At 48.3% G+C, this 13,710-nt stretch carries 13 protein-coding genes; 2 read left to right on the forward strand and 11 right to left on the reverse strand.

Going from position 1 to position 13,710, the window contains the following annotated elements:
* Nucleotides 1–25: 25 nt before the first annotated feature.
* The 8 genes from A1sIIB76_RS04875 to fdxA all read right to left on the reverse strand — a co-directional run bounded on the left by A1sIIB76_RS04875 (nt 26) and on the right by fdxA (nt 8,994).
* Nucleotides 26–1,378 (reverse strand): phosphomannomutase/phosphoglucomutase, encoded by a 1,353-nt coding sequence (locus A1sIIB76_RS04875; protein WP_095675094.1) that lies wholly within the window; start codon nt 1,376–1,378, stop codon nt 26–28.
* A gap of 37 nt (nt 1,379–1,415) precedes the next feature.
* Nucleotides 1,416–1,787, reverse strand: coding sequence for a DUF3499 domain-containing protein (locus A1sIIB76_RS04880; protein ID WP_095675095.1), 372 nt, complete (start codon nt 1,785–1,787; stop codon nt 1,416–1,418).
* A 31-nt stretch (nt 1,788–1,818) separates the two neighbouring features.
* Nucleotides 1,819–3,120, reverse strand: coding sequence for a DUF5719 family protein (locus A1sIIB76_RS04885; RefSeq protein WP_095675096.1), 1,302 nt, complete (start codon nt 3,118–3,120; stop codon nt 1,819–1,821).
* Nucleotides 3,117–6,152, reverse strand: coding sequence for a glycosyltransferase family 2 protein (locus A1sIIB76_RS04890; protein WP_095684925.1), 3,036 nt, complete (start codon nt 6,150–6,152; stop codon nt 3,117–3,119). The genes A1sIIB76_RS04885 and A1sIIB76_RS04890 overlap by 4 nt, the downstream gene beginning before the upstream one ends.
* A gap of 54 nt (nt 6,153–6,206) precedes the next feature.
* Nucleotides 6,207–6,515: a WhiB family transcriptional regulator gene (locus A1sIIB76_RS04895; RefSeq protein ID WP_223298131.1), complete on the reverse strand. Its 309-nt coding sequence runs from the start codon at nt 6,513–6,515 to the stop codon at nt 6,207–6,209.
* 142 nt (nt 6,516–6,657) lie between these two features.
* Nucleotides 6,658–7,614 (reverse strand): nucleotidyltransferase family protein, encoded by a 957-nt coding sequence (locus A1sIIB76_RS04900; protein WP_095684926.1) that lies wholly within the window; start codon nt 7,612–7,614, stop codon nt 6,658–6,660.
* On the reverse strand, nt 7,614–8,705 hold the full coding sequence (gene dapC, locus A1sIIB76_RS04905) for a succinyldiaminopimelate transaminase (RefSeq protein ID WP_095697133.1): 1,092 nt from the start codon (nt 8,703–8,705) through the stop codon (nt 7,614–7,616). The genes A1sIIB76_RS04900 and dapC overlap by 1 nt, the downstream gene beginning before the upstream one ends.
* Nucleotides 8,674–8,994: a ferredoxin gene (gene fdxA, locus A1sIIB76_RS04910; protein ID WP_095675100.1), complete on the reverse strand. Its 321-nt coding sequence runs from the start codon at nt 8,992–8,994 to the stop codon at nt 8,674–8,676. The genes dapC and fdxA overlap by 32 nt, the downstream gene beginning before the upstream one ends.
* A gap of 81 nt (nt 8,995–9,075) precedes the next feature.
* Between fdxA and cysS the strand changes: the two genes are divergently transcribed.
* Entirely contained in the window at nt 9,076–10,650 is a 1,575-nt protein-coding gene (cysS, locus tag A1sIIB76_RS04915) for a cysteine--tRNA ligase (protein WP_095684928.1), read from the forward strand.
* Between the two features lies 1 nt (nt 10,651).
* On the opposite strand, the gene A1sIIB76_RS04920 is transcribed toward cysS, so the two are convergent.
* Genes A1sIIB76_RS04920 through moeZ form a run of 3 tightly spaced genes read right to left on the reverse strand, consistent with a single transcriptional unit; the run spans nt 10,652 to nt 13,013 of the window.
* A complete protein-coding gene (locus tag A1sIIB76_RS04920; protein ID WP_095675102.1) occupies nt 10,652–10,963 on the reverse strand; it encodes a hypothetical protein in 312 nt (103 codons plus the stop codon).
* The gene (gene mshB, locus A1sIIB76_RS04925; RefSeq protein WP_095684929.1) at nt 10,960–11,832 is read right to left on the reverse strand and encodes an N-acetyl-1-D-myo-inositol-2-amino-2-deoxy-alpha-D-glucopyranoside deacetylase; all 873 of its coding nucleotides are present in this window, start codon (nt 11,830–11,832) and stop codon (nt 10,960–10,962) included. The genes A1sIIB76_RS04920 and mshB overlap by 4 nt, the downstream gene beginning before the upstream one ends.
* A complete protein-coding gene (gene moeZ, locus A1sIIB76_RS04930) occupies nt 11,832–13,013 on the reverse strand; it encodes an adenylyltransferase/sulfurtransferase MoeZ (protein ID WP_095684930.1) in 1,182 nt (393 codons plus the stop codon). The genes mshB and moeZ overlap by 1 nt, the downstream gene beginning before the upstream one ends.
* Before the next feature lie 46 nt (nt 13,014–13,059).
* Between moeZ and A1sIIB76_RS04935 the strand changes: the two genes are divergently transcribed.
* The gene (locus A1sIIB76_RS04935; protein ID WP_095685223.1) at nt 13,060–13,704 is read left to right on the forward strand and encodes a TetR/AcrR family transcriptional regulator; all 645 of its coding nucleotides are present in this window, start codon (nt 13,060–13,062) and stop codon (nt 13,702–13,704) included.
* Nucleotides 13,705–13,710: the final 6 nt, after the last annotated feature.

Raw genomic sequence — 13,710 nt, forward strand, 5'->3', positions numbered from 1 at the left:
CTCCGGGAAAAAGGGTGAAACAGACTTAGCTTCGTATCGCCTTGAGAACTTCATCGCGAACCTTCTCCATGCGCCCTTCGGTAGAAGCCTCAACGTTGAGTCGAAGGAGTGGCTCGGTATTAGAGGCCCGAAGATTAAACCACCAGTCTTTGGCGCTGACAGTCAGACCATCAAGATGATCCATTTCTACATCACTATCTGCTTCAAATTTTTGCTGGATAGTTTCCATCGAGGCAGCTGCATCAGAGACTGTCGAGTTAATCTCTCCACTTGAGTGATATCTGTTAAATGGCTTAAGAATTGTGGAGAGTGACTTCTTGCTTTCACCGAGTGCGGCAATTGCATGTAGCGCGGCCAGCATTCCAGAGTCTGCCTTCCAAAAATCTCTAAAGTAGAAATGGCCTGAGTGTTCTCCACCAAATACGGCATCTGTTTCGGCCATGAGCTTTTTAATGTACGAATGGCCCACACGTGAACGAACCGCCGTTCCGCCGTTTTCTTCCACGACTTCTTTCACTGCTCGCGAGGAGATGAGGTTATAAATAATATTTGACCCGGGATACTTAACTAGCTCGCGAGATGCAATCAGTGATGTCAAAGAAGATGGATTGACAAGTGCTCCCTTTTCATCAACAAGGAAACAGCGATCGGCATCACCATCGAATGCGAGCCCGATATCTGCACCATGTTTCTTCACCGCCTTTTGTAAGTCAACGAGATTCTTTGGATCAATCGGGTTGGCTTCGTGATTAGGGAAAGAACCATCTAATTCAAAGAAGAGCTCAATTACTTCTGCGTTAAGTCTCTTAAAGACAGCTGGTGCTGTGTATCCGCCCATTCCGTTGCCGGCATCGATAACTATTTTCAAAGGGCGAATCTGTGAAACATCGACCAAGGTGCGTAAGTGATCGACATATTCCTCCAGCATATTCTTCGATTTCTCGACACCGACATTTCTCATCGCCATGGGAGTGCCTTCATAAACGAACTTTTCGATTGTTAACAAGCCCGATTCTTTACCTATGGGACGTGCACCGCTAAAGCAGAGTTTGATTCCATTGTATGCAGCAGGATTATGGCTTGCCGTAAACATCGCACCCGGCAGATTTAACTTTCCGGCAGCGAAATACAACATATCTGTAGAGGCAAGTCCGATACGAATGACATCTAGGCCTTGCGAAGTAACACCCGCTGAAAATGCAGTTGCCAGCGTGGGTGAAGATGGACGCATATCTTCGCCAATGACAACGGTTCCTGGTTCACGTTCAATTTCTAAGAAGCGAGCGAAGGCAACCCCAGTGGCAAATGCAAAATCTGGCGTGAGTTCTTCATCTACTAACCCACGGATGTCATAGGCCTTAAATATCGATGCGCTCATGAAGGTATCGTAAAGAATTGAGTATGCAGAAGTGAAATTAGGAAGGCACTGCGCGCAAATGCCCGCGTCTGCCCACGCTTGATTGTGAAGTAGTTGTTGAGACATCAGTAGTCGTGGCGTGAGAATTCAGAGCTACCTCACGGACAGCATCGGCGATTGCCATGAGATCGTCTTCACTTGGTCCACTCTGATTTTCATCTACAGCCTGCTTGATGACATTCCAACCTTGCGGAACGGTAAGCCGGGCAGAGTGTTTATCGCAGAGATCATATGAATGAGGTTCAGAAAAAGTTGCCAGCGGTCCAAGGACGGCAGTGGATTCAGCATAAATATAGGTAAGGGTCATCGATGCCGAAGAATTGCAACTCACACGAGAGCAACTGCGCCCAGAACGTACCGAAGAACTCATGTGTATAAGGCTATCGGTGTAGCTATAAAAGTCAGGGATTTAACACACGGATATTTGAATCTGGAATTGAAGACTTTGTCAGAACACTGCCCGGAGTCAATGGAACATATCCGTATCCACTCTTGGATGAAATCAGAGCCGCGCCAGAAGTTCCGGGCGAGATTGCCGAAAAGCTGACAGACCGGGCTGAGTCAGAAAGTACGTAGGTAGCTATGTCAGAACCCTTGATATCAATTGTTCTAGATTTGCCACCGGCCTGCATCACTGTGAGTCTGACTTCGATTTCACTGCCTGTGAAAACCAAGGTGGGGGCTAAGCCAGTGGTAGCCAAGGTGAACTCTTGCAAGTCCGGAACGGCAGTACTCCATACGAAATCACTCTTTCCTTGCGAGAGCGTCGGTGAAAACACAGATCCAAGAATTGGTTGATCGGAAGAAATATGTAGTGCAAATTTTCCGGACGACATCAAGATATTCATGGGAATCTCAACGACTTTCTTATGGGCAACAACCCTGCCATTTATCCCAACCGGAGAAAAGGTTCCATCGGTAGAGCGAATCTCAGCGCTGATACGCGCATCAACATCACCAGGGACTAAGAGTCGCAATGTGTGAGGGCTCGGCGTCTTCCTCTTCACTTGTTGCGGGATAGCCGGAATCTGCAACTTCTTACCAGGATCATCCGTTGAATTAACGATATCTCCGCCCAGTGATCGCAGGCCCTTGCCACGTTCATCTACAAGAAAACCATTGACGCGGCCAGACTTTGCTTCAATATGGATAGCAATTGATTTCGCACCTGGAGCCAAAGATGGCAGTGAGATCTGCTTAAATGAATTCGCACCCACAATTAAATCTCTGGGGGTCAGTTCACCATTCTCGCTAAAGACTGAGACGCGAACAAGTGCTTTACCTAAACCGCTATTTACTAAGTTCAGCGAACCCTTCGAAGTGATATCTGCAGTTGCGCCCACAAACCACCGTGAAGTAATCGGGGCCTGACATGCAGATGCACCAGCCCACACACCCTTTCGGACCTGCCACACAACAGGGGTAATTGCTCCAGCATCGATGACAGCAGACTGGGAAGCGATTGCATAACGGCTAATTCCTGCCTCACGAGTGTTCATTGCGGAGGTGCCAGTTTTTCTGATCTGAGTCTTAGAACTTGTCAGAGAAATTGCTGTGGTTAATCCCGATGTATTAGGTGGGCAAATAACAGAAGGGTATGACTGATTAAATCGAGATGTTGAGACGGTGAAGTTAAGCAAATTGCTAATCGCTAAAATCGAGATTGTCACGAGGAAGAGAAGGAAGCCACGGTTGCTTTTCATGCCAGCTCCTTTTCAGATATCTCACTCTTGCGGCGACCAGAGGGCAGCGCAAGAACAATGACAGTGACCAGCACAATCATGAAGAAGGAGATCCAGGCCCTTCGCTGTGTTCCATCATGGAAGATGGTGACTTCGCCAGCGTTGGTGATTTCAAAGGTGGGAAGACCATCGCGATCTTCAATACGAGCTGCAGTAAATCCATCTTGGTAAATTCTCCACCCTTTACTAAAACTTTCAGTAAGTGTGAGTGTTCCGGGACGCGGCACAATGGCGCTAATTCCGGTTGCTTCGATGATGGAAACTTCTCCGGCGTAGTCGGTAAGAATGATGCGTCCGGTTGGCTCATTTACCTTCCAGACAACTCCAGCTTTTGTCGCAGAGGTTCTAATGAAGCCTCCTAAGCCATCAATAGTTTGAACTACCTCATCAATAATCGGATTCTTTAAGTAAACGTATTTGATTCCGTAGGTTGCTAAGACTGCACTTGAACTCACACCGGTGTTGTCGATTAAGCCTTCAACTGCTCGGGAAATTACTTCCGTATCCGCTGGCGCAACATCTACTTCACCCAGTGTGATATCTCTTCCTCTGGAAATGTAATAGGACAGAGTTTGCTCGCCATTTCTGGTGTATGGACGAAGCACGAGTGACTTGGCGCTCTTCTCTATTGCAAGGTAGGCCGGTAGTACGTTCTTCTGCCCCGTACGAAGTGGTGAATCAGCTCCCGCAGAAACCAACCAGGAAAGAGATGTCGCACTATAAACCAGGGTTAAAGCGAGAATGAGTGCAACCGAAATATGCCTGAAATTAATGTGGGATTGTTCAAGTCGAGATCTAATTTTATCGAACATCACAACACCAGATGTTAATGAGAAGAGCGTGGCAATAGCGATAAAGGTTCCAACAGATACTTGGGCATTTAACGGTGTTCCATTACCCGGTATGACTGCAACGCTAATCAAAGTTCCACACAGCAAGAAAGTAATTCCTGGGACTGCAAATTTTCGAGCGGCGGTAGTAGAGAAATAGGCGACGAGCAAAATTGCCACTATCGGACTGGCACACCACCACGGAAGAGATCCCGGCCCACCTGGATTGGCAAGAATTGCTAGGTTCGGGCCACCGCCAGAAACGGATAGTCCAATTTCTCGAAGAATACGGGTTGGGTTGAGTAACACACCGAAAGAAGCCGGCGCCGATAACAAGAATGGAATTATGAGAAGAGTCAGGCGACGCTTGAGTCGTTCGAGGAAGAGTTGATCCTGGTAATTATTTGATGCTTTCCTGAAGTCGCCGAAAATTGTAAGGATGATTCCCACGAAAAGGATAAGCAGCACCGATGGATTAAATGAAAGCAGGAACCAGATAAAAAGTGAGTATCCAAAGATGCTTCGCCAACTCCAACGATCGATTTCGGCCCAGGTATGAAATTGCACTATGAAAAAGGGCAGTAACGCCATAAAGACAAGTACTCCGAGTCGCCCGGCGTTCACCGATGCAATCGCCACCGGCGATAAGGCATAGAGCAAGGAAGCGCCAGCTGATAGCCACTGATTATCTGTAAATCTCTTTAAATATCGGTGTGCTGAAAGCAGAAGTATCAAGGGAGCGATGAGAAAGAAAATAGTGATAAATACTGAAACATTTCCGAAGAAGAGCAGAGATGCGATTGCGATGACTAAGACCCAAGTAGGAGTGGATTGCGCACTGCCCATACCCACGTCATGCCAACTAGAGATATAGAGCTTGATTAAATCTCGGAAACTAGCTGGAGATTCGGCAAGAGCTCCTCCGGCTAATGGCCCAAACCTATGTCGTGCCCAGGAAAGTGAGACGAGTGTGATGATTGATGCGGCAATAATCATGGGTCTATAGAAAAGTGATTTCCATGGAGTTCGTGACACCGGGGTAAGAGGATCTTCATCCTCATTTATTTCTAAGTCGCTGACAATCGGTAGTTCACGTGATGGTGAATGAGGAAGCACAGCGGAACGTAGCGTCGATGCCAGACGAGAAATAGATGAACGAAGTTGGGATATCCGCGATGGAACAAAGGCATTGACCACTCTCGGAGAAATCAGTCGGTGCTGTTTGCGAAATTTTCTAGCTGAAAGTAATTCGGTGGGATGAATAATGAGTGAGCCAATTGCCAAGATCTCATCCGATGCATAGCCGGGGAGTTTGGCAAATAGGTAGCCGACAGAACGCAAGATAGCCCCGGCAAATAGCGTGAAGATGAGTCCAGGTAGTGACCACACACTTGAGTTAGCAAGCAAGACATAGGCTGCATTGCGCCGATCTAGTAAAAGTGGGCGGTGAAGAAACGCTCCTTGCACATCAACACTTCTTCGTTCGGTCGCCGATGCTTGTGCGTGATACCCAATCGCATCAGAGACGGCAATCACCGAGTGTCCCGCAACGCGAACACGCCAACCAAAATCAACATCATCTCGGAATAGCTCTAAATTCTGATCAAAGCCACCGAGTTCTTCAAAGACGTCACGACGGATGAGGGCACCTGCTGTGCTCACAGAAAGAACTTCTGTTACGCCATCGTGTTGACCTTGATCGTATTCAAGAGGTTCAAGACCTGTCCATCTCGCACCGTTAGTTGCAATACTGATTCCTAATTCAATGAGATGCGTTCGATCATGCCAACCAAGAAGTTTTGGTCCAGCCATCACAACACTGGGGCGATCTGCAATCGCTGCTAATAAAGATTCAAGTGCGGCCGGATGCAACGCGCAATCATCGTGAAGAATCCAAATCCATTCTTCACTATCTTTAATCAGCGCAGGCAGCTGCGTGATTCCATGAGCTACGGCAGCACCAAATCCACTTTCTCTATCGATTGTTGCTACCGGAATGCGAGCGCCTTTCAGCAACTTCACCGAAGCATCGAGGGAGCCAGTATCAATGGCAAAAACTTGATTAGGTCGCACAGATTGCGAAGCAAGAGAAGCGACAACTTCAGATAGCCAAGTTGCTCCATCGTGTACAACTAAGAGTGCAGTTACCCGCGGAGCGCTCATGGGAAGAACCTACCTAAAGTAAGGCCCAGGGCCGGAAATTGTTGCTGGCTGCCCTTACGCAGGGCGACGCTTAAGTCGACGACGCTCACGCTCTGAGAGACCGCCCCAGATACCAAAGCGTTCATCGTGCGCCAGAGCGTATTCAAGACACTCTTGGCGCACATCACATGAGAGGCAGACTCGCTTTGCTTCGCGAGTGGAGCCACCCTTTTCTGGAAAGAAAGCTTCCGGATCAGTTTGAGCGCAGAGTGAGCGCTCTTGCCAGGAGAGTTCAAAATTCTCGCCATTAGCTAGTTGAATAGTTGGTCCAGCAGTGGGGGCTGATGGCTTGCCAGTCGATGTTCCTTCTGGGCGGATTGGCATCTGCAAATCTCCTCAAGTCATTAGGGGCGGAATTCGTTGTGAATCACCTGCGCTCTAGGTATTAATTACACCGGTGTAATCCCTTGGAGTCAACTCCTAAGTCGAGACTTTTGGCGCTTTTTTTAGGACGAAAAGTCGATTTTTAGAGAGAAATTGGTAAATCTGAGCTATTTGAGAGGTAGGTACGGGCTTTTTCGGTGCCTCTATTCACATGTGTTCCCTCTGCAATGAAGCATTGTGACAATTTCACATCAGATTCGATCACCACGTTATCGCCGATGATGCAGTCATCGATGCGGCAGCCCGATGCAATCGTTGTGTTGGCACCGATTGCGGTACCGCCAGTGATCTGGGTGTCATTGCCAATCGTGGAGCCAGCCATCGCAAGAAAGGGTGCAGCTACTAGATCGCGTGAGCCTTGAAAGAGTGCTGCCGGTGTGCCGACATCGAGCCAATAAGCAGCTTGCTTATATCCAAAGACCGGGCGGTTCTGTGCAATCAGTGCTGGGAAAGTTTCGCGTTCAACGCTGACCACGGATCCCAGCGGAATCTCCTTGATGACATCAGGGTTAAAAACATAGCAGCCGGCATTAATAAATTTGGTTACCGGATTTTCCATCTTCTCCAAGAAGGCGGTAACTCGTCCCTCTGAGTCTGTCGGCACGCAGCCAAATGCACGCGCATCATCGACTTCAATGAGGTGCAGTGTGACATCAGCATTCTTTTCTTGATGAAATGCAATTTGGTCTGCAATCGAATGCCGGCTTAAAACATCGCCATTGAAAATGACAATCGGCTCATCGCCTTCTAATAGCTGCGCCGCATTTCTTATTGCACCGCCGGTACCAAGGGGCTCCTTCTCAACTGCGTAGCGGATGTTGATTCCCCATTTACTTCCATCACCAAAATATGGCGTAAAGACTTCTGCCAGGTAGGAAGTGGCAAGCACAAGGGTGTGAATACCAGCGCGCTTAGCGGCAAGTATTTGATGTTCAGTGACAGGCAAGCCAGCAACTGGCAACATCGGTTTGGGAGATTCATTAGTCAGTGGCTTAAGGCGGGTGCCAAGACCACCGACTAGTAAAATTCCAACAGCCATTAGGGTGCACTGACTTTCGCAAGAATGCGCTCTGCCGCTGTTGCTATCTGTTGATCAGTGGCAGTCAGTGCAATCCGAATATGGTTCTCTCCTGCTTGGCCATAAAAAACGCCGGGAGTGGCAAGAATTCCCAGTGCTGCCAGCCAGGCAACTGAGTCCCATGAGCTTTCATTTCGCGTTGCCCAGATATAGAGGCCGGCTTCTGAATGATCGATACTGAAACCGGCAGAAATCAGAGCAGGTGCCAGGCGAGTGCGACGTGCGTTGTAGCGCCCACGTTGTTCAGCAACATGTTTGCTATCAGAAAGTGCGGCGACCATGGCGTGCTGCACCGGTAAAGAGACCATCATGCCGGCGTGCTTACGTACTTCAAGAATTCTGGCAATTAATTGTGGATCCCCCACTACGAAAGCTGCGCGATAGCCAGCCATCGAAGATCTCTTGGAAAGTGAGTACACACCCAAAACATTGGTGTTATCACCATCTGTGTATCGCAAAATAGAGGTAGGAGTTTTGGTATCGCCAAATTCCAGGTAGCACTCATCTGAAACTACGACGCTCTTATTCTTTCGTGACCATTCAATGGCTGCACGTAATTCAGATTCGGAGTGAACTCTTCCGGTTGGATTAGAAGGTGAATTCACCCATGCCATATCGGCCTTGGGCCATGCTGCTGCATCAATATCGACGTCGGTGGGTTTTGCTTGGGCAAGGAGTGCGCCGACTAAATATGTTGGGTAGGCAATACGTGGGTAAAGAACAGTTGCCGATTCAAGAAAGGTGGGTAACCAAGCAACGAACTCTTTAGATCCAATAAGGGGTAACACGGCAAAGTCGCCACTGGCACCAAGAGTTGTTGTAGCCCAATGATGAATTGCAGTGCGCAGTTCTTGAGTTCCCATTGTTACCGGGTAACTTGGCGAATCAGATGACTGACGTAAAGCTTGCTGAATGAATTCAGGAGTGGGATCTACTGGAGTTCCCACTGATAAATCAATGGCACCTTGCGGGTGCTTGCGCGCTATCTCGCCATAGGGAGCGAGCGCGTCCCATGGAAAATCAGGTAGTTTTTGGCGCAAGAGCAGTGACATCGGTGTGATCAGAGTTTGTCTCTCCGACCTTTGATGCTCCCCCAGGTGATCCAAGTTCTATGAAAAATTCAGTATTGATCTTCTTGTAGTTCTGCCACTGACCCGGAACATCATCTTCATAATAAATAGCTTCGACCGGGCATACCGGCTCGCACGCACCACAATCAACACATTCGTCGGGTTGGATATAGAGCATCCGAGCACCGTCATAAATGCAATCAACGGGGCACTCTTCGCGGCAGGACTTATCTTTAACGTCCACGCAAGGTTCGGCGATTACATATGTCACGAAAGATCCTCCAGAAGGCTTGAAGCGGTAGGCGATAAGTCTAACCCTGCAAGAGACTGATTACATGATTAAGGTTGCCACGTGAACGCCGAGACTTTACGGGCTGCCGTTGGCAAGCGAGCCACTATTCGCCTGCGAGATTCGGATGGCGGATTCCGTGACATCGTCGGCGTTCTACATAGTGAGACACGCCTCATCAATCGCCGGGGTGAGTTCATTGAATTTGAACTCGCAGATATTGCTTTCTTTCGCGTCATCCCAGTCTTTAACCGCCGAGATGCCGCCAGCGGTCAGCTTCACATTTATGACACCCGCACTCGAGAAGTTCAAGAAATAGCCAGTCGTGATGGTTATATCTCCATCTACTGCTGTGGTCCTACCGTCTACCGAGATGCTCATGTAGGAAACCTTCGTACCTTCTTACTTGCAGATCTGATCTCCCGCACACTAACCATGACAGGTGTAGACGTGGAACTCATTCAAAACATCACTGACGTTGGACACATGGCCGATGACTTCGAAGGTGAAGATAAATTATTGGCAGAATCTAAACGCACGAAGACTGACCCATTTGCTATTGCTCGCGAATTTGAATCCCGCTTCCACAAAGATTTGGCCTTACTCAATGTCAGAAAAGCCGACAGATATCCACGAGCATCTGAGAATATGAATTCAATGATCGCTGCCATCGAAAAACTTATCGAAAGTAAGAACGCCTACATCGGAAGTGATGGCTCGGTCTACTTTGATGCAACATCTATTGAAAGTTATGGTGCAATTAGCGGCAACAAATTAGCAGCGCTCAAACCCGGCTATCGTCATGAGCACAACGATGAAAGCGGTAAGCGCTTCCATGCCGATTGGGCGCTCTGGAAATTAGCCGGCGAACGCACGCAAATGATCTGGGAATCCCCATGGGGGCCAGGTTTTCCTGGCTGGCATATCGAGTGCAGCACAATGTCAATTGATTTCCTGGATTCGAAGGTAGATATTCACGTGGGCGGAATTGACCTTAGATTTCCACACCACGAAAATGAAAGAGCTCAGTCAAACTCGTTAACCCATTCTGAAGTTGTAGCTACCTGGGTCCATGGAGAACATCTGCTCTTTGAAGGTCGCAAGATGTCAAAAAGTGCCGGAAATGTTGTACTTCTTAGTGATGTGCAGGAACGTGGTTTAGATCCGCTCTCACTCCGTTTCTCATTCCTGGAAAACCGCTATCGATCACAGATGGATCTCTCTTGGGCAGCACTTGATGCTGCGCACTCAACGCTTCGCAAGTGGCGCGCGCTGATGTCTGAATGGGGAATATCAACAGAGATTAAAATTGATCAAGAGATTACTGATGCACTCACCAATGACCTTGACACACCGCGGGCCATGCAAAGGTTGCGCACCATTGAAAAAGATTCTGCCATGGGCTCACAAGATAAACGTGCCATTTTCTTATATGCAGATCAGGTACTCGGACTCGAACTCAATCGAGTTCCTGAGTCAAAACCACTTACCCCCGAGTTGGAACAACTTCTGAATGATCGAGTTGTTGCCAGAGAAGCTAAAGAGTGGGATCGAAGTGATTCCCTGCGCACAGAGCTAGAAGCACGCGGCCTGGAGATCAGCGATGGACCCACCGGACAGAGTTGGCGCTGGAAGTAAGTTAGGCGCGTTGTAGGACTGCAATTACTCCAATGATAAATCCAATAAACAAAAGTGCCGTCCCTGAGTTATCTCCTAGGATCAGCAGTTCTTTTCCCACACCAAATGTTCCGGCGCGAACGATGACAATAAACCAACCAAAGAGTGCGATGAGCTTGTATCTCTTCTTACCAAAATATCGACCCACCCAGCGAATGCACATGTAAGTACCAATGAGTGCAAGTATCACTCCAATGGGTGGACGGGTTGGGTGAATCAGAGTTGCACCTAGTGCTACAACTGCTCCAAAGAGAAGCGAAAACAGCGCTCTCATGATGTGACTGATATGCCGGCAAAGAGATCGCTCTCGTGGCCCTGCCCATCTAGCTCTCCACTTTTTTCACCCTTAACTAGCGTGTAGTACTCATTACCCCAGATCTCGAGCCCAAGATTATTTGAGAGCGAAAAGAAAGGGCCATCGATTGCTATTTGTGTGCCATGCGCAGCCATCGCAGCCATCTTCTGATGAACGTAATCACCACCATCGATGCATGCATGAACAAAAGAGTCATCTTTTGCGAAAGGCAAATCATCGGCGCTCTCTGCTCCGAAGAAATCTGAACCAAGTGATTTCATCTTCTCGATGCCCGCTTGAATAACAGATTTGGGCATCACATTCCAATAAATTTTGGGGATATTCCAAGTAGCGCGCTCAGCCGCCGCCATCGCAACGCGATGGGCTTGGATGTGATCGGGGTGGCCATAGCCACCAAATTCATCATAGGTAATCATCACATGTGGCTTGATTTCATCAATAATTGAAACCAGTAACTGGCTAGCTTCATCGAAGTCTGCGCTCCAAAAAGTATCGGCGCGATTGTTGGGTTCTGTTCCCATCATGCCGCTATCGCGATAACGCTTGACTCCCTCACCAAGAAACCGATGATCTGTAACACCGAGTTCGGCCATTGCTTGCGCTAACTCTTCCACGCGGTGATCACCCAGTGCGTCGGTTTCATTTGCTGCTAGGTGGGCAAGAGCTGGAATTAGAACTTCACCTTCTTCACCACGGGTGCAAGTAACCAGTGTTACCTGCGCACCTAGTGCTGCATAAAGTGCCATCGTGCTGCCATTGTTGATAGTTTCATCATCAGGATGGGCATGCACAAGCAGGGCTCGATAGCCGGTGTAATTAGCAAGCATTAATAGACCGGCAGTGATGTATCAATCTGCTTCGCCCATGCCACCACGCCACCAAAGACATGTGATGCATCAGAGAATCCGGCATCCTTAAGTATTGCTAGACACTCGGCAGATCGCACACCACTCTTGCAATGCAAGATGATTGGTCGGTCTTGCGGCAAGGTTGCCAATACAGATCCATCAATAAATCCTTGTTTTGGAATCAGATGCGCTGTTGGAATCTTTACAATCTCGTATTCACTTGGTTCGCGCACGTCGATGAGGTAATAGTTCTCTTGCGCATCAATCTTTGACTTCAGCTCTTGCACCGTAATAGTTGAACCAGCACTTGCTTCCTGCGCAGCATCAGAGAGCACCCCACAGAATGCTTCGTAATCAGGCAGTAGCGCGGTCTGAGTCGGGTTATCACTACACAGTGGGCAGTTAGGATCTTTACGCACTTTAATCTTTCTAAAGCTCATATCAAGTGCGTCATAAACCATCAAAGAACCAATAAGTGGTTCACCGACTCCAGTGAGAACTTTGATTGCTTCTGTAGTTTGGATTGAGCCAATTGTTGCGCAGAGAACTCCAAGAACTCCGCCTTCAGCACAACTTGGAACCATGCCCGGAGGTGGTGGTTCTGGATAGAGGCAGCGATAGCAAGGACCATACTCGGCCCAGAACACACTTGCCTGTCCGTCAAAGCGATAGATAGAACCCCACACATATGGTTTCTTTAAAAGTACACATGCATCGTTAACCAAGTAGCGAGTTGCAAAATTATCTGTGCCATCAACAATAATGTCGTATTGAGAAAAAATCTCCATCACATTCGAATTATCAAGTCGTGCTTCATGGGTAATGACATTCACATACGGATTTATCTCAGCAATTTTCTCTTTCGCACTCTGTGCTTTACTTTTGCCGATATCTGATTGGCCATGAATAATTTGTCGCTGCAGGTTTGACTCATCAACTGTGTCGTATTCAACGATTCCAAGAGTTCCAATACCAGCTGCAGCTAAATACATCAGGGCTGGAGATCCGAGGCCTCCTGCGCCAACGCAGAGTACTTTGGCATTCATCATGCGCTGCTGACCCGCCATTGCAACATCAGGGATGATTAAGTGACGGCTATATCGACGAACCTCAGCAACGCTAAGCGCAGGACCTGGCGTAACCAGCGGCGGAGTCTTCATGGGAGTGATTCTGCCGTACTGTGCCTTTGCCTGCCAATTCTGTACGATGCGCATAATGACTACCGAAACTGCATCTGCACATAATTCGCGTTCAGATAAATCACGCCTGCCGCGCGACGAGCGACGAGCGATTTTGCTCTCGGCGGCTCTTGAAGTCTTCACAGCTGCTGGATATCACTCAGCGGCGATGGATGAGATAGCAGACCGAGCCAATGTCAGTAAGCCAGTTCTCTACCAGCACTTTCCCTCAAAACTAGATCTCTATCTCGCCGTTCTTGACCTTCACATTGATTCTCTGGTCTTTGAACTTCAGAAAGCTATCTCTTCAACTCCAGATAATAAGCAACGCGTGCATGTGACTATTGATGCTTACTTTAATTTTATTGAAAATGAGGGAGAGGCATTTCGCCTCCTCTTTGAAAGTGATATGAACGTTGAGCCTCAAGTTCGCGAGCGACTTAATCGCATGACCTATGACTGCGCCGCCGCGGTCAGTGGTGTGATCGCCAATGACACCGGACTTCCTCGTGAGGAAGCGATGATGCTCGGCGTTGGATTAATTGGCTATGTTCAAGTCACAGCTCGTCATTGGCTGGAAAGAGATGGAAAACTCACTCGCCAACAAGCGATAGAACTCGTTGAGAACCTCATGTGGCGGGGAATTTCTGGATTTCCCCGTACTGAACTCTGACTCTAA

This window comes from Candidatus Planktophila versatilis, assembly GCF_002288265.1.
Lineage (GTDB): Bacteria > Actinomycetota > Actinomycetes > Nanopelagicales > Nanopelagicaceae > Planktophila > Planktophila versatilis.